At 71.9% G+C, this 15,847-nt stretch carries 17 protein-coding genes; 10 read left to right on the top strand and 7 right to left on the bottom strand.

The annotated features are described in order from the left end of the window. Positions 1 to 10 precede the first annotated feature (10 nt). Complete coding sequence (locus GA0070561_RS16960; protein ID WP_091401664.1) at positions 11 to 412, bottom strand: ChaB family protein; 402 nt, start codon at positions 410 to 412, stop codon at positions 11 to 13. A gap of 176 nt (positions 413 to 588) precedes the next feature. Here GA0070561_RS16960 and GA0070561_RS16955 point away from each other — a divergent pair, with 176 nt between their 5' ends. The 4 genes from GA0070561_RS16955 (at position 589) to GA0070561_RS16940 (ending at position 2,979) form a co-directional block, all read left to right on the top strand. Continuing rightward, on the top strand, positions 589 to 1,575 hold the full coding sequence (locus GA0070561_RS16955; protein WP_091401662.1) for a YihY/virulence factor BrkB family protein: 987 nt from the start codon (positions 589 to 591) through the stop codon (positions 1,573 to 1,575). A 100-nt stretch (positions 1,576 to 1,675) separates the two neighbouring features. Continuing rightward, complete coding sequence (locus GA0070561_RS16950; protein WP_091401660.1) at positions 1,676 to 2,092, top strand: DUF2795 domain-containing protein; 417 nt, start codon at positions 1,676 to 1,678, stop codon at positions 2,090 to 2,092. A gap of 52 nt (positions 2,093 to 2,144) precedes the next feature. Continuing rightward, a complete protein-coding gene (locus GA0070561_RS16945; RefSeq protein WP_091401658.1) occupies positions 2,145 to 2,606 on the top strand; it encodes an SRPBCC family protein in 462 nt (153 codons plus the stop codon). A gap of 109 nt (positions 2,607 to 2,715) precedes the next feature. After that, positions 2,716 to 2,979, top strand: coding sequence for a hypothetical protein (locus GA0070561_RS16940; RefSeq protein WP_091401656.1), 264 nt, complete (start codon positions 2,716 to 2,718; stop codon positions 2,977 to 2,979). Here GA0070561_RS16940 and GA0070561_RS16935 read toward each other — a convergent pair. Beyond that, complete coding sequence (locus tag GA0070561_RS16935) at positions 2,934 to 4,244, bottom strand: MFS transporter (protein WP_091401655.1); 1,311 nt, start codon at positions 4,242 to 4,244, stop codon at positions 2,934 to 2,936. The genes GA0070561_RS16940 and GA0070561_RS16935 overlap by 46 nt on opposite strands. Before the next feature lie 158 nt (positions 4,245 to 4,402). Between GA0070561_RS16935 and GA0070561_RS16930 the strand changes: the two genes are divergently transcribed. Beyond that, positions 4,403 to 4,612 (top strand): hypothetical protein, encoded by a 210-nt coding sequence (locus GA0070561_RS16930; RefSeq protein ID WP_091401653.1) that lies wholly within the window; start codon positions 4,403 to 4,405, stop codon positions 4,610 to 4,612. Here the strand turns inward: GA0070561_RS16930 and GA0070561_RS16925 are convergent. Beyond that, positions 4,609 to 5,058, bottom strand: a complete 450-nt coding sequence (locus GA0070561_RS16925) for a hypothetical protein (RefSeq protein WP_091401650.1) — start codon at positions 5,056 to 5,058, stop codon at positions 4,609 to 4,611. The genes GA0070561_RS16930 and GA0070561_RS16925 overlap by 4 nt on opposite strands. A 162-nt stretch (positions 5,059 to 5,220) precedes the next feature. Here GA0070561_RS16925 and GA0070561_RS16920 point away from each other — a divergent pair, with 162 nt between their 5' ends. After that, on the top strand, positions 5,221 to 5,574 hold the full coding sequence (locus tag GA0070561_RS16920; RefSeq protein ID WP_091401649.1) for a DUF6401 family natural product biosynthesis protein: 354 nt from the start codon (positions 5,221 to 5,223) through the stop codon (positions 5,572 to 5,574). Positions 5,575 to 5,641: 67 nt separating this feature from the next. On the opposite strand, the gene GA0070561_RS16915 is transcribed toward GA0070561_RS16920, so the two are convergent. Then, complete coding sequence (locus GA0070561_RS16915) at positions 5,642 to 6,451, bottom strand: mechanosensitive ion channel family protein (RefSeq protein WP_091401646.1); 810 nt, start codon at positions 6,449 to 6,451, stop codon at positions 5,642 to 5,644. 198 nt (positions 6,452 to 6,649) lie between these two features. On the opposite strand from GA0070561_RS16915, the gene GA0070561_RS16910 reads away from it, so the two are divergent. From GA0070561_RS16910 to GA0070561_RS16900, 3 genes are all read left to right on the top strand, one after another. Next, on the top strand, positions 6,650 to 8,788 hold the full coding sequence (locus GA0070561_RS16910; RefSeq protein ID WP_091401644.1) for an ATP-binding SpoIIE family protein phosphatase: 2,139 nt from the start codon (positions 6,650 to 6,652) through the stop codon (positions 8,786 to 8,788). 25 nt (positions 8,789 to 8,813) lie between these two features. After that, positions 8,814 to 9,491 (top strand): HAD family hydrolase, encoded by a 678-nt coding sequence (locus tag GA0070561_RS16905; protein ID WP_091401642.1) that lies wholly within the window; start codon positions 8,814 to 8,816, stop codon positions 9,489 to 9,491. Between the two features lie 107 nt (positions 9,492 to 9,598). Then, positions 9,599 to 10,894 (top strand): cation:proton antiporter domain-containing protein, encoded by a 1,296-nt coding sequence (locus GA0070561_RS16900; RefSeq protein ID WP_091401641.1) that lies wholly within the window; start codon positions 9,599 to 9,601, stop codon positions 10,892 to 10,894. Between the two features lie 41 nt (positions 10,895 to 10,935). On the opposite strand, the gene GA0070561_RS16895 is transcribed toward GA0070561_RS16900, so the two are convergent. Next, the gene (locus tag GA0070561_RS16895; RefSeq protein ID WP_167362437.1) at positions 10,936 to 11,874 is read right to left on the bottom strand and encodes an NAD(P)/FAD-dependent oxidoreductase; all 939 of its coding nucleotides are present in this window, start codon (positions 11,872 to 11,874) and stop codon (positions 10,936 to 10,938) included. 103 nt (positions 11,875 to 11,977) lie between these two features. Here GA0070561_RS16895 and GA0070561_RS16890 point away from each other — a divergent pair, with 103 nt between their 5' ends. After that, positions 11,978 to 12,196 carry a DUF3072 domain-containing protein gene (locus GA0070561_RS16890; RefSeq protein ID WP_091402204.1) on the top strand — a complete coding sequence of 73 codons (219 nt, stop codon included), beginning with the start codon at positions 11,978 to 11,980 and terminating at the stop codon, positions 12,194 to 12,196. A 40-nt stretch (positions 12,197 to 12,236) separates the two neighbouring features. Here GA0070561_RS16890 and GA0070561_RS16885 read toward each other — a convergent pair whose 3' ends face one another. Both GA0070561_RS16885 and GA0070561_RS16880 read right to left on the bottom strand, forming a co-directional pair. Next, entirely contained in the window at positions 12,237 to 12,746 is a 510-nt protein-coding gene (locus tag GA0070561_RS16885) for a metallophosphoesterase family protein (RefSeq protein ID WP_091401639.1), read from the bottom strand. A 131-nt stretch (positions 12,747 to 12,877) separates the two neighbouring features. Further along, positions 12,878 to 15,754: a ricin-type beta-trefoil lectin domain protein gene (locus tag GA0070561_RS16880; RefSeq protein WP_091401637.1), complete on the bottom strand. Its 2,877-nt coding sequence runs from the start codon at positions 15,752 to 15,754 to the stop codon at positions 12,878 to 12,880. Between the last annotated feature and the right edge of the window lie 93 nt (positions 15,755 to 15,847).

Below are 15,847 nucleotides of genomic sequence, written 5' to 3'. Positions count from 1 at the left end.
TGCGGCCCGGTCAGTCGCCGCGGGCCTTGCGGGTGGCGCGGTCGTTGGCCTTCTCGATGGCCTTGACCAGCTCCGGTTTGGTCATGCTGGACCGCCCGGGCACGTCGAGTTTGCGGGCCACCGACATCAGGTGGTCCTTGGTGGCGTTGGCGTCCACGCCACCGGCTGTGGGAGCCCGTCGTTCCGGCCCGCCACCGGCGGCCTGCTGGTCGCTGGGGCCCTTGCGGCCCTTCGGCTCCCAGTGGTCGCCCACCTTCTCGAACTCATGCTTCACGGCGGCGAAGGCGGTGCGGTGCGACCGCTCCCCCTCGCCGTAGGTCTCGACCGCCGAATCGTGCGTCTTCTCCCACGTGCGCTGCGCCTTCTCCGGGGAGCGTCGCAGCGTGCTGGGCAGGTCTTCGCGCCCGGGCATCTCGTCCTCCTCCGTGTCGACAGGGTCACCGTGACCGTTCCCCGGTGACCGGGCGGCAAACCATAGCGACGCCGCCCGGGTACCGGGTGGGTTTGTCGATTTCAGCATCCGGGTACCACCGGGCCAGGCCAGACCGGACGACCGGTCATCCGGCGGCCGGGGCGCAGGGAGCGGGCATGACGACCACGGAGCCCGGTACGACGCTCGACGGCACACCGGGCACCAGGGTGCCCCGACGGATGCGGCAGTTGAGCTGGCGGACCTGGCGCGGGGTGCTGGTCCGCAGTGTGCAGAACTTCGTCAACGACAACTGCTCCGACTGGGCCGCCGCGCTGACCTACTACGGGGTGCTGGCGCTCTTTCCGTCCGCCATCGTGGTGGTGGCGCTGGTCGGTCTGGTCTCCGACGGGGAGCGGACCCTGGACACGGTGGTCGACCTGGCCAACCAGGTGGGCGCCGGGTCGGTGCTGACCAACGACGAGGGCGGCGTGGTCGGGGTGATCCGGACCGTGGTGCTCGACCAGAGCAACCCCAAGCTGCTGTTGAGCTTCGGCCTGCTCGGCGCGCTCTGGTCCGCGTCGGGCTTCATCGGCGCGTTCACCCGGGCCTCGAACGCGGTCTACGGGGTGACCGAAGGCCGCCCGGTGTGGAAGCTCCGGCCGCTACAGATCGGCCTGGCGGCGATCACGCTGGTGCTGCTCGCGGTGGTCGCCCTCGGCCTGATCGTCAGTGGGCCGGTCACCGATGCGGTCGGCGACCTGATCAACGCCGGCGGCCTGGCCCGCACGACGTGGAGCGTGGCGAAGTGGCCGGTCCTCGCCATGATCATGATGGTGCTGCTGTCCCTGCTGTTCTGGATCGCGCCGAACGTGCGTCAACCCCGGTTCCGCTGGCTCACCCCGGGCGGCGCGGTGGCCCTGATCTCCTGGGCGGCGGCCTCCTTCGGCTTCGGCCTCTACGTGGCCAACTTCGGCTCGTACAACACCACCTACGGCAGCCTCGGAGCGGCCATCGCGTTCCTGGTCTGGCTCTACCTGTCCAACTCGGCGCTGATGCTGGGTGTGCAGATCAACTCCGAGGTGCAGCGCGGGCGGCAGTTGCAGGCCGGCGACCCGGACCCGGACGAGCCGGTGCTGCCGCCCCGCAGGCCCGCCGACGACTGAGCTCCCGTTCGGCCGTGGTGTCCGGTTCAACCCCGGGCCGGGGGCCGGTTCGTGGCCCGGTGCCGGTTTACCGAGCGGGGTGCCGGGTAGCGCAGAAGGCATGGAGCGTGGCAACAGCAAGCACGGACCGAGGATCGACGAACAGATGAGCCAGGAGGTCAGCGGCCTCGTACAGGGGCCGGGGACCGGTGGCTCTCGGGTCGACGAGTTCCGGGTGCCCGAACCGGCCGGTGAGGACCAGCCGGAGGTGAGCACCGTCCCGGCGGGTGAGACGCGTACCGGCGCCCCGAAGGGCATGAGCTCCACGGACGTCGAGCAGCGCAGCCGGCTCGGCCGGTTCATCTCGATGAGCGCGCTGCCGGGCGACCGTCTGGTGCTCATTGCCAGCGCCCGTGAGAACGAGGCGCCGGACGACATCGTGGCGGCGCTGGAACGGCTGCCCGAGGGCACCGTCTACCAGACGGTCTCCGAGGTGTGGGCCGCGCTGGGCAACAAGAACGAGACAACTCGCTGGTGACCAGGATCGCCCCCGATCCGGCAATCCACCGGCGACTGAAGGAGGTTCCCCGATGAGTGGCGTTACCGAACATGTGGACGTTTCCGTACCCGTACGCACCGCATACGACCAGTGGACGCAGTTCGAGGAGTTCCCCCAGTTCATGGAGGGTGTGCAGGAGGTCCGGCAGCTCTCCGACACGATGACCCACTGGACTGTGGACATCGCCGGGGTGAAGCGCGAGTTCGACGCCGAGATCACCGAGCAGCTCCCCGACGAGCGGGTCGCCTGGCGCTCGACCGACGGCACCCAGCAGGCCGGCGTGGTGACCTTCCACCGGTTGGACCAGGACAAGACCCGGGTCACCCTGCAGCTCGAGTTCGAGCCGCACGGCGTGGTCGAGCAGGCCGGCGACAAGCTCGGCATCGTCGACCGACGGGCCAAGGGCGACCTGGAACGGTTCAAGACCTACATCGAGCGGCGTGGCCAGGAGACGGGCGCCTGGCGCGGACAGGTGGACCGTCCGCAGCCGTGACCCTGAGCAGTGACACCGATGGCCGCCAGCATCCTGGCGGCCATCGCCGTGTCCGAGCCTTGTCGCACGCCACCGTTTGCGATCATCGCGCCCGGGTACCGCTCAAGACATGACCGACGACAACATCAGGGTGTGGCGGGACGAGAAGCGGCTTCCGTTGGAAGAGCTGGAGCAGGCCGTGGCCGGCTCCAGCCTCGACGGCCAGGCCGACGACGTGACCGGCAACGACGCGGGGGAAGAGGCGACGTTCGGCCACGGGCTGGCAGCTGACGACCGGAAGGGGCAGGCCCAGGGAAACAGCCGGGAGGACACCGATCCGGAGCGCCGCTACCGCCCCTCCACCACCGGGCGGACCGGCCCGGACGCGGGCTGACCCTCCCCGCCGGGCTGAGTGGGCGCCGGCTGCCCGGTGGGCCGGCCGGTCGGGCGACGGGCGCCCCACTCGTAGAGCGCGATCAGCGCCAGCGCGAGCACCAGCAGGGCCGAGCCCAGCACCTGCACCGTGGTGTTGCCGATCAACACGCCCAGCCCGGCCGGGACGAGCGCCGCACCGACGCCCGCGGCGCCGATCTGCAGCCCGATGGCCCGGTCCGCATGCGCCGCGCCGACCCGTTCGGCGGTGGTGAGGGTGAGCAGCGGAAACACCGGCGCGGCGGCGAAACCGACAACGACCAGGCCGAGCACCGCCAGCAGGGCCGGCCCGGGAACGGCGATGAGCGCCGCGCCGACGGCCATTCCGGCCAGGCTGACGCGCAGTACCAGCCCCGCCCCCAGGCGCTCGGCCACCAGACCCTGCACGACCCGGCCGACGAAGAGGCTGCCCCAGTACGCGGAGACGCAGCCGCCGGCCAACGCCGCGCTGAGCCCCCGCCCCTCGGTCAGCAGCAGGAACGCCCACAGCCCAGCGGACACCTCGATCGCCACGTACAGCACGAAGGCGAGCGTCCCCGACCAGACCGCCGGCAGCCGCAGCGTGTCCCGAACCGGGACCCGGAGGGTCGACGCCGGCCCGGCATCCGTGACGGCGGACCCGGCCTGGAGGGCGTCACCCGCCTCGGTGCCGGCTGGAACGCCACGCTGCCAGGCCCGCACGGTGAGCGCGAACGCGGCGGCGAGGACGAGCTGGGCGGCGGCCACGATGCCGTACCCCCACCGCCAGGCGAGCCCGGCGCTCAGCACCCCGGTCATGATCAGCGGACCGATGGCCACGCCGAGGCCGAAGAAGGCGTGCAACCAGTTCATGTGGCGGGGCCCGAAGGCCCCGGCGGCGTACGCGTTGAGCCCGGAGTCAACCGCGCCGGAGCCGAGCCCGAGCAGCAGCGCACAGCCCACCAGCACCGCCAGCACGGGGCTCACCGAGTAGCCGGTCAGCGCCAGGCTGGCCAGCAGGGTGCTGCCGGCGAGCAGGGCGCCCACGCCGATCCGGGCCAGCGTGAAGCCGGCCAGCACACTGGAGGTGAGATAGCCGACGGTGCCGGCGGTGAGCACCCACCCGACCGCCTCGGTCGGCACGTCGAAGTCGCCCCGGATCGAGGGCCAGCTGACGCCGAGCAGGCCGTCGGGCAGGCCGAGACTGACGAACGCGAGGTAGGACAGCAGGAGCAGTGCGGCGCGAGGACGCGCGGGCGGGGTGGACACGAGACACCATCCTGCCGCAGGCGCACCCTAGCGCCGTCGGCACCCGATCGCCCTCGGCGCAAAGAAGTCGTGTCCGTACGGTCGAGAAAACGGACAGCTCATCCAGAATCGGCCGATCGGAGGACGGCAAGGCGGCCGGTTCGCGTAAGAATTTCGGGATGCATCAAGGCTCCGGAATCCTCTCCACGCGTCAGCGCCGGCTCGCCTGGCTCGGCTTCCTGCTCGCCGCGCTCCAAGCGCCCGTGTCGGCCTGGCTCGTCGCCGACGAGTCGTGGCTGTTCAGCCTCTGCGTCGCGCTGATGGTGGCCACCGTGATCATCGCTGACGACGCGGCACGGCGTCGCCCGGCCAACGCGACAAGCGACTAGCCTCCGCCGCCCGGCCGGGCCTCGTGGCCCGGCCGGCCCCGGCTACGGCGGCGTTCCTTCATCTCCGCCTCGTAGAGGTGGCGCCGCCCACCCACCAACTCGTCGCGGACCTGCTGGTCCAACTCCCGGAACAGCGCGTAGTAACCGTCGTCGAAGTCCTCGACGATCTGAAACGTCCACCGTCCGGCGATGACGTTGCGGCCGCGCAGCTCCGTGGCGATCCGGTCGGCGAGGTGCGGATGCCCGGCGGAGCGAAACTGCTCCACCGCGTCGTCGAGCATCAGGTCGGCATGGCCGATCAACTGGTGCATCGAGTAGAGATGCCCCCGGGCCCGCTCCACACACTCCAGCGCCTCGCTGAGCTTGCCGAGCGCGGCGACCGTAGCGTCGCTGACGCCGTCCGGCCGCCGGTGCCGCTCGTCGGGTCCGTCCGCCTGCTGTCCCATCCGTGCCTCCGTGCCGGGTGCCGTCATCCGTGGGTGTTCTCCTGCTGCCCCGTCTGTGCCGGATCAATCCCCCAGGTCAGCGGCGACCGCCCCAGTGGCGCAGCCGACATCCGCCGAGCGGACGAGGTCGGCACTGTCACTGGTCGGTTAGCCTCGGTCACCATGCGTGTGCCGTTCAACCGGGTCGCCTCCCGTACCGCCGTCGACTCGGCGCGGTCCACCCTGGCCGCCCTCACCGTCTCCGTGGGCACTGCCGGGCTCGCCGCCGCCGCCGCGCGACCGGGGCTGCTGGCCCTCGTCGATCAGCATGCGGCGGCCGTCCGGGACAGCCTCGACGGGGACCGCACGCCGCTGACCTCCGCGGCGCTCGCCGGCTACGCGGAGGGGGTGCGCGCCGCCGCCCTGGAGCACGGGTGGACGCCGCCCAGCGGGCCGGTGGACTGGAGCCAACCGGAGTGGCTGCTCACCCGGCTGGTCGCGGTCTGCGCGCTGGCTCGCGCACTCGACCGGCACTGACACGCGAGGGAGGGCACCCCGCGTCGTCCGCGGAACACCCTCCCACCCGTCGTGCCGTTCCGCCCCGCTACGAGCGGTACTGCTGGGCTTCGTCCACCCGAGGCATGGCCTGGGTGCGGTCACCCCCGCGGTCGGCCATCTGCCGCTCCACGTCGCTACGCCCGGCCGACGTGGCCTGACGTTGCTGCTGCACCGCCCGAGCCTCCTGGGCCGCCCGGTCCAGCCAGCCGTCCCAGCGTTTCTGCATCGGCTTCACGAGACCACCGCCGACGCCGACGATCAGGATGCCGGCCACCGTGGCGAGCACCGCGATCAGCACCGGGGTCGTCACCGTGGTGGCGATACCCACCTGGTTCAGTGCGGCGATCACACCGAGCGCGATGATGAAGATCGCCGTCAGGTCGGCCAGGACCTTGCCGTACGAGAGCCCTCCCAACGCCCCGGTGACCAGATCCCGGACAGCGTTGGCGATCGCGGCCGCCACCACCACGATGACGATCGCGATGAACGCGCGCGGCAGCCAGGACACCACGCCGCTGATCAGGTCACTGATCGCGTTGGGCCCCCAGACTCCGAAGGCGAACTGCAGCGTGAACAGCAGTACGGCGTAGTACGCCAGTCTGGCCAGAATGTCGCTGGCGTCGTACTTCGTTCTCTCCAGGGCCCGTTTGATGCCACCGCGTTCGACCGCCTGGTCGAAACGCACCCGTTCCAGCACCGTATCCACGATCTTGAGGACGGCTCTGGCGATGAGCCAGCCGACCACGAGGATGACGATGAAGGCCACTGCCTTCGGGATGAAGAGCAGCACCGACCTCCAGGTGTCGGCGATGGCATCGCCGATGTCGGCCTGCCGGACCGCGAGGGTTTTCAGCATGATGTCCCTCCTGTCGCATGGACTGCGCCGGGCGCATACCCGGCAACCGGTCCGGCACTCCGCGCAGCGTGCGGCGTTTTTCCCGACAGACCTCCGGACAAGGGCCCTGAACTGCCCGAACGACCACCGCGACGGACGCGGCCACGGCCCGCCGCCATGGTCGGATGCCTTTTCCGGTCGGCCGACTAGGCTGCGAACATGCCAGGAACGGTCGGGCGGGTCCCCACGCCAGCAACTCCGGGCCCGGGCGCACCCACCGGGTCCGGCCCGGCCGTCGGCGTGCTCGCCCACGACTGGGCCAACACGCCGCTGGGACCGGCCGACGACTGGGACGTCGCCCTCCAGGCCGTGGTGGAGCTGGTCCTCGCCTCGCCGATGCCGATGGCCCTGGCGTACGGCGACGACCTCGTCCTGCTCTACAACGCCGGCTACGCCGAGCTGCTGGGCACCAAGCACCCGAGCGCCCTCGGCCGTCCGGCCTCCGAGGTGTTCGCGGAGATCTGGGCGCTGCCCGGCGTCGGTGCGGTGATCGAGCGCTGCTACCGGCAGGGCGAGGCCTTCCTGGAGAAGGAGTCCACCCTGCCGCTGGTCCGTGGGCACTCCGCGACGGTGGAGCAGGCGGTCTTCACCCGGGGCTACTCACCGGTGCGCGACAGCGCCGGTCAGATCGTCGGCGTGCTGACGGTCGCGGCCGAGACCACCCACGTCACCGAGCAGTTGCAGAGCCTCAGCGAGGTGGCCGCGGCACTCGCCGGCACCCTCACCCTCGACGACGTGGCCCGGGTGGCGCTGCGGTACGCGATCACCACGTTCGACCCCGACCAGGCCTCGTTCGCTGTCGACGAGGGCGGCGGCGGCTGGCGCATGGTGCGTCGGGTCCGTGGCGAGTTGTTGGACGAGGCCGACGAGCGGCTGCCCCCGCTCTGGCGGCGCGCACCGGCGGACTGGTCGGCCCCGGCGGTGCAGGCGGCCCGCTCCGGCGCCCCGTCGTTCATCCGCGACGGGCAGCCGCTGCGGGACACCGCCGTGGACCGCCACGACCAGAAGATCCGGGCGATGGCGGCCCTGCCGCTGGGCACCTCGGTGGTCCGCGGCGGGCTGGCGGTCGGCTATCAGGTCCCGCACACCTGGTCTCCCGCCGAGCGGGCGCTGCTGGCCGCCTCGGCCGAGCTGATCGGCCAGGCCGCGGAGCGGGCCCGCCGGTTCGAGACCCAGCACGGCACGGCCCAACTGTTGCAGCGCAGCATGTTGCCGGAGCACCTGCCGGATCTGCCCCGGTTGCGGATCGCGGCCCGCTACGACCCGGGCGTGGACGGCAACGCGGCCGGCGGTGACTTCTACGACGCGTTCCTGCTGCCCAACGGCTCGCTCGGCGTGGTGCTGGGCGACGTCGCCGGGCACGACGTGCAGGCCGCCGCGCGGATGGGGCAGGTCCGGGCCGCGCTGCGTGCCCTGGCCCTGGCCGACCCGACGCCCGCTGCGGTCCTGGGTGGCCTGGACCGGCTGGTGACGAGCCTCGGCGCGGAGGCCGGCACCCACGAGCTGTTCGTCACCGTGGCGTTCGGGGTGATCGACGCGGAGCGGCGGGAGCTGACCCTGTCCAGCGCCGGTCACCCGGCGCCGCTGATCCGCCGCGGTGACCCGGATGGTCGGTTCCACGCCGAGTACGTCGACGTCCCGCCCGGGCCGCCGCTGGGGTTGGGCGGCCGGCCGGGCACCACGACTGTCCCGTTCCGCCCCGGCGACACCCTGCTGCTGTTCAGCGACGGGGTGGTGGAGCGTCGCCGGCAGAGCCTGAGCGCCGGGCTGGCCACCCTGAGCGACGCCATCGCCAAGGCCGGCAGCGGCGACCCCCGTGCGCTCTGCGCGGTGGCCACCGCGGCGGTCCCCGGCGGCACGGAGGACGACGTGGCCGTGCTGGCGGTCGAGCACGCGCTCAAACCGAGTCGTTCGGCGAGCATGGAGGTGCCCGCCGAGCCGACCGCGCCCAGCCGGGTCCGGCACTGGCTGACCGGTCAGCTCACCGAGTGGCAGGTGCCCGAGTCGGTGATCGGGGCGGCGGTGCTCTGCACCAGCGAGCTGACCACCAACGCGTTGCTGCACGCCGGCACGGCCGCCCGGGTGGAGATCGACCTCAGCGCCGAGCGGCTGCTCGTCTCGGTCGCGGATTCCGGCACCCGGGGCACCGTGACCCGGGCCCGTACCGACACGTTGAGCAGTCGCGGGCGTGGCCTCGGCCTGATCGAGGAACTCAGCGACGCCTGGGGCACCGACCCGTCGGTCCGGGGCTCCACGGTCTGGTTCGAGATCCTCACGCCACCGGCTGCGCATCCCTGAGCCGCCCGAGGGTAGGAGGACGCCCATGGCTACCGACCGGCCCGCCGGGGTCCTCTTCGATGTCGACGGCACTCTTGTCGACACCACCTACCTGCACACCGTGAGCTGGTGGGAGGCGTTGCGCCAGACCGATCAGCCGGTGCCGATGGCGGTGGTGCACCGTTCGATCGGGATGGGATCGGACAAACTCCTGGATCATCTCCTCGGCCCGGAGCGGGACCGCGACGCCGACTCGAAGCTGCGCGACGCACACGACACCCTCTACGCCGAGTACTGGGAACGGCTCACGCCACTACCCCGGGCCGCCGACCTGTTGCGTGCCTGCGCCGAGCGGGGGTTGCGGGTCGTGCTGGCCACCTCCGCCTCGGAACCCGAGGTGGGCGCGCTTCGTCGGGCACTGGCCGCCGATGACGTGATCGACACGATCACCTCCTCCGCGGACGCCCAGCAGAGCAAGCCGGCACCGGACATCCTCCTCGCCGCGTTGGAGCAGTCCGGGTTGGCCGCCGAGCGGGTGGTCTTCGTCGGCGACTCGGTGTGGGACGTCGCCGCAGCCGGGAAGCTGAGCATTCCGTGTGTGGGCCTGACCTGCGGTGGCACCAGCCGCGGCGAGCTCGCCGGCGCGGGTGCCGTGTCGGTGTACGACGACCCGGCCGCGCTGTTGCACGAGTTGGCGGACTCGCCGCTCACCCGGCCCCGGTGAGGATCACTCGGGTCCACCGGCGCGGACGCGCATAGCCGGACCCCTTGCGGGGCAAGGACTGTCACCACCTGCCCGCGCCTCGCGGGTGCGGGCAGAAGGGTGGTGCCGTGGAGCCGGTAGATGTGGCGTTCGCACTGGTGGGCCTGGGCGCCCTGCTCGCGGGCATCCTGCCGCGGGTGCTGGAGCGGCGCCCGCTGTCCATGCCGATCGCCTTCCTCGCCCTCGGCATGCTGGTGTTCCTGTTGCCGGTCGGGCTGCCGTCGCCGGACCCCCTGGCCCACCCGGAGCTGACCACCCACCTCACGGAGATCGGGGTGATCGTCGCGCTGATGGGCGCCGGGCTGAAGATCGACCGGCCGTTGAGTTGGCGGCGGTGGTCGTCCACCTGGCGACTGCTGGCGATCGCGATGCCCCTGTGCATCGCGGCGGTGGCCCTGCTCGGCTGGTGGTGGGCGGGGCTGGTGCCGGCCGCCGCGCTGTTGTTGGGCGCCGCGCTGGCACCCACCGACCCGGTGCTCGCCGCCGACGTGCAGGTCGGCGAGCCGACCGACGTGGAGGATTCCGAGGACGAGGTCCGCTTCGCGCTGACCTCCGAGGCCGGCCTGAACGACGGGCTGGCGTTCCCATTCGTCTACGCGGCCATCGCCATCGCCTCGACCAGCCTCGCCCCGAGTGACTGGTTGGCCGAGTGGTTCACGGTGGACGTGCTCTGGAAGATCAGCATCGGCGTCGGCGGTGGCCTGCTCATCGGCTGGCTACTCGGCAAGCTGTTCTTCCGCGCTCCCAGTGAGCTGCGGTTGGCCCGGCACGCAGAGGGCTTCCTGGCGCTGGCCGCCACGTTCCTGGCGTACGGGCTGGTGGAGGTGGTCGGCGGGTACGGCTTCCTGGCGGTGTTCGTGGCCGCCCGGGCCATTCGGGCCGCCGAACGGACCCACGAGTTCCACTCGGTGCTGCACGACTTCGCCGAGCAGGTCGAACGGCTGCTCACCCTGGTGCTGTTGCTGCTGCTCGGCGGCGCGATCGTGGGTGGTCTGCTGGGCCCCCTGACCTGGCCGGCGGCCGCCGTCGGGCTGGCGCTGGTGTTCCTGGTGCGGCCGCTGATCGGCTGGTTGTCATTGCGCGGCGCTCCCGGACGCCCGGCCGAGCACTGGGTCATCTCGTTGTTCGGCATCCGCGGCGTCGGCTCGTTCTACTACCTCGCGTACGCCACGACCAAGGCCGACTTCCCGCAGGCCGAGCTGCTGTGGGCGACCGTCGGGTTGGTGGTGCTCGTCTCCGTCGTGGTGCACGGCGTCGCGGCGACCCCGGTCATGCAGCTGTTGGACCGGGAGGGAGAGCGGACCGCCGACCCGGCCGAGCGGGACGCCGACGCTCGCCCCGTCGCGGCAGCCGGACACGCCTGAGCGGGCGGCTCAGCCCAGGCGGACACGCCTGAGCCACCGGCTCAGGCCAGTCGGGCGGCCAGCGCCCTGCCCAGGTCCCGGCCGGAGCGCCAGGCGCTCTGCACCCGGGGCTTGCCGAACGCGTCGCCGGCCAGGCCGATTCCGTCGGCGTCGAGGTGGTGGGTGGCACCGCCGGCGTCGCTGGTCGGCTTCGCGTACGTCCAGCGGTGCACGTGCACGTCGACGGCCTGCTCGGGCAGCCCGAGCAGGTCCCGGACGGCCTGTTCGATCGCCGGGCCGGCCCCGGTGGGTTGGGCCAGGTGCCCGGCCGCGAACTCCGGCACGGTGTGCGCGACCAGTACCGGCGCGCCGTCACCGCGCCGGTCACCGTCGTCGCAGACGAGGTTGAGGACCGGATGCTCGTTGACGAACGCGCCCCGGAAGTCCGGCCAGCGCCGGGTCGGGAAGCGCAGCACCGCGGCCAGCGACGGCGACCAGCGTTGCGCCTGTACGACCCGGGTGGCTTCGGTCAGCGCCGGGTCGAGCAGCAGGGCGGCCTGCGGACCCGGCATGGCCAGGGCGACCGCCGCACACGACTGCCCGTCGACGACCGGGCCGGGTTCCACGGTGAGCACCAGCCGGTCGACGGTCACCGGCACCGGGCCGGCCAGGTGCTCGACCAACGAGCGCAGCCCACGGGGGGCGGCGAAGCGCATCGGCCCGGGCACCTCGTGGTTGCCACTCCGGTCGTACGCCTGGAAGGTGTCGGTCCATTCGCGGACCAGCCCGGCGGCGCGCCACTGCTCGACCAGCGCGGCGAAGTCCGGGTCGGTGGCGGTGAAGTAGGCGGCGCCGGTGTCCGCGGGCCGGCCCTGGAAGCGTTTGCTGGCCATCCGGCCACCGCAGACGTGCCCCCGCTCCCGGATCTGCACCGGCACCCCGGCCCGGGTCAGCTCGACCGCACAGGCCACCCCGGCGATGCCCGCCCCGACCACCACCACACTCGACCGGTCCTCCGTCATCCGATGATCGTAGGTGGCGGCGTCGGGCATGAACCACCAATGATCGGGGTACTGGCACACCTGTTCGAAAGAAAGGGTGATGATGATGACGGACCGCCGCACCGAGCAGGCCGACCAGAACGCCGCGATCAAGGACCCGGACGAGTGGGTCACCGGGGACGAGCCGCCGACCGCCGCCCAGGAGTCCTACCTGAGCACGCTGGCCCGGGAAGCCCACGCCGACCTCCCGGACGACCTGACCAAGGCCGAGGCGTCCAAGCGCATCGACGAACTCCAGGCCGAAACGGGCCGAGGCCAGTAACCCCGCCCCGACCCCTCTCGCCCGCGAAGGGCGGGGTGAGTCAGGGGCGGGTCGGGCGGGGTAGGCGGTGCAGGTGGACCTTGGTGAGGGCTCCGGCGTGCACCTCGGCAGTCAGGTAGGTCGCGTGGGGTTGGGAGCGGCGGTCGGTGGGTGAGCCGGGGTTGAGCAGGCGCAGCCCACCAGGTGCCTCGGTGTCCCAGGGGATGTGCGAATGCCCGAACACCAGCAGGTCGACGTCGGGGAAGCGGGCCGCGCACCGCTTCTCCCGGCCGGTCCGGGGCCCGGTCTCGTGCACCACCGCGACCCGCAGGCCGTCGAGCTCGACCCGGGCGACCTCCGGCAGCCGGGCGCGCAGCGCCGGGCCGTCGTTGTTGCCGTACACCCCGATCAGTCGGCGCGATCGCGCGGTCATGGCGTCGAGCAGGGCCTCGTCCACCCAGTCGCCGGCGTGCACCACCACGTCGGCCGCCTCGATGGCCGCCCAGAGGGGCCCGGGTAGGTCCCGGGCCCGTTTGGGTACGTGGGTGTCCGCCGTGAGCACCAGCCGCATACCCCGCATTGTCCCCCGAGTTTCGGCCGCCCACCCGGGGGACGTGGGTGGACGGCCGGGCTCCGCCTCCGCCGCCCGGCCCCGTGCGTCATCGACGCTCGGGTACGGGCGCCGAGCCGGTCAGGGGGCGGTCACGGCAGGGTCCAGCGTTGCGCCCCGGTGCCGTTGCAGGTCCAGATCCGCAGTTGCCGACCGTCGGTGAGGTCCGAGTTGGGGATGTCCAGGCAACGCCCGGACTGGGGGTTGCGCAGGCTGCCGTCCGGCTGGGCGGCCCACTGCTGGGCCCCGCTGCCGTTGCAGTCGTAGAGCTGCACGAGGGTGCCGTCGGTGGTGCCGCTCGCCTTCACGTCCAGGCACTTGGCGAGCCCTCGCACCGTACCGTCGCCGGGCAGGGTCCAGCGCTGGGCGGCGGTGCCGTTGCAGGTCCAGGTCTGCACCTTGGTGCCGTTCGCGGTCTGGCTGGAGGCGATGTCCGCGCACTTGCCGAGGGCCTTGACCTCACCGGTGCGCGCGCCGCCGGTGCCGACGCCCGGGCCGGTGAAGGTGTAGCTGTCCACGTCCAGCAACGCCCCGCTGCCGCCGGTGACGACCAGGTACAGGTCGTGGGTGCCGTCGTCTGGCTTGGTCACCGTGGCGCTCAGTTCGGTGTAGTTGTCCCAGCCGCCGGTGTTCGGCACCGCGATCCGGGCGACCTCGGTGCCGGTCGGTGAGTCGTACCGGAAGGAGATGGTGCCGCCGGGGCCGCCGGAGGAGACCCGGGCCCGGACGCCGGTGATCCCCTTGAGGCTCACCGCGTGGTGCCGGACGCTCTCGCCGTTCTGGACGTCACCCAGCCGCTTGCCACCCTCGGCCGCCGCCTGGTCGATCACCTTGGGGCCGTTGAGCTGGACGAAGTGCTCGGCCTGCCACTGTTTCGGGTAGAGGCTGATCTCCTGCTCACCGGTGAGTGCGGCCGAGCCGGTCGCGCCGCGATCGGTGTAGCTGCCCCGCAGGACGAAGAACAGCACCGAGTCGGGGCCGGCGTGCACCGGGCCGGTGTTGAAGGTCGCGCCGCAGCCGGTCCCCTCCCCCTCCTCGTGGGCGTGCTCCTGATGACCCAGCGCGGCCCGGACGACCACCGCCGAGCAGGCCGGCGTGCCGTCCTGCGGATCACTGGCCGTGGCGCCCACCGCCAGGTCCTGTCCCCAGTCGAAGAGCCCGCCGGCGGGCAGGCCGGTCAACGTGACCGTCGGCCGGTTGTTGCCGACCACCACCGACACCACTGTGGTGGCGCTGCGGCCGGTGCCGTCGTTGACGGTGAGCCGGGCGCTGTAGCTGCCGTTGGCGGAGTACGTGAAGGACGGGTTCGCGGCGGTCGAGTCGGTGCTGCCGTTGTTGGTGAAGTCCCACGCGTACGTCAGCGGGTCGCCGTCCGGGTCCGAGCTGCCGGCGCTGGAGAAGGTCACCGAGAGGGGGGCCAGGCCGTTGTCCCGGTTGACGGTGGCCTTGGCTACCGGCGACCGGCCACCCTGGACGTAGTTGATTTTGTAGAGTCCGGCGTCGACCGCGCCGGAGAAGTAGCCGCTGCCGTACTCCAGCAGGTAGAGCGAGCCGTCCGGGCCGAACTGCCAGTCGATCGGGTGGACGAGTTTCATGCCGGCGAGCACTGGCTCGATGACGGTCGGCGCCCCGGTGGACGGGTTGCCGTTGTCGAACTGGACCTCCTTGATCCAGTTGCGGCAGTACTCGGAGATCAGCCACTTGTTGTCGTAGTAGGCCGGCCACTTCACGTCCGAGACGAGGTTCGGGTCGTAGTGGTAGACCTCGACGTGGTTGGGCGACCCGCACCCTCCCGGGTTGTCCAGCGCCGGCCAGTCCTCACTGCCGCCGTGCTGCTCCCAGACCAGCGCCGGTTTCGTCGGCGGAAGCTGCTGGACGCCCGTGTTGCGGGGTGAGTTGTTGACCGGGCCGGTCGAGCCGCCACAGGGGAACCAGCCACGTGGTGTGGCGGTGGCGAAGTCCCAGTCGTTGTAGGCGACGTTGGGGCCGCCACAGTACGGCCAGCCGTAGTTGCCGGGCCCGTTGGCCCGGTTGAACTCGTCGTAGGCCGCCGGGCCACGGTTGGCGAGGTCGGTGCCGGCATCCGGACCGACCTCGCCCCAGTAGAGGGTGTTGTTGGCCTTGCGGTCCACCCAGATCCGGTACGGGTTGCGCACGCCCATCACGTAGATTTCCGGGCGCGTTCGCGCGGTGCCGGCGGCGAAGAGGTTGCCGGCGGGGACGGTGTAGCTGCCGTCGTTCTCCGGGTGGATCCGATTGATCTTGCCGCGCAGGTCGTTGGTGTTGCCCGAGGTGCGCTGGGCGTCGTACTGGGCGTTGCGGTTCGTCCGCTCGTCGATCGGGGCCATCCCGGCGGAGTCACCGCCGGAGTTGGTGTTGTCGCCGACGGCGAAGTACAGGTTGCCGGCGGTGTCCCAGCTCATCGAGCCGGCCGAGTGGCAGCAGAGATCGCGTTCGGTGGGCCACTCGATCAGCACGTCCTCGCTGCCCGGGTCGAGCAGCAGGGTGGACGGGTTGAAGGTGAACCGACTGATCCGGTTGACCAGAGGGGTGACCTTCGGCGAGTAGAAGAGGTAGACCCAGCGGTTGCTCGCGAAGCTCGGGTGCAGGGTGATGCCGATCAGGCCGTCCTCGAAGCGGGCGTCCAGTGGCAGGGTCAGCGCGACAGTGGTGGACCTGGTCGCCGGGTTGTAGAGGCGGACCTGACCACCGGCGCTGCCGGTGCCCCGGTTGATGTAGAAGACCTTGCCGTCGGGGGCGACGGCCAGTTCGATCGGTTCGCCCATGGAGAGGCCGCCGTCGAGGGCGACCTTCTCGAAACCGATGGTGGCGGGCGGGGCGAGGGCGGCGGCCTGGGCCGGGGACGCGGCGGCCGGTAGAACGCTTGCCTGCGGAACGAGGCAGAGGGCGACCAGGACGGTGAGCAGGGTGGCGGCGCTGACGAGCCGTCGACGCAGAGTGCGGGACACGAGACCTCCAGCTGTCCGGGATCTCGGTGCCGCTCCCGCCGACTGGAGGAGCACCGCGGTGTTTCCCGGACATTAACGTCTTTCACTGGAAGG

Source organism: Micromonospora saelicesensis (assembly GCF_900091575.1).
Lineage (GTDB): Bacteria > Actinomycetota > Actinomycetes > Mycobacteriales > Micromonosporaceae > Micromonospora > Micromonospora saelicesensis.
Note: the sequence above shows the minus strand (reverse complement) of the source record. Positions and strands in the feature narration are given on the sequence as shown.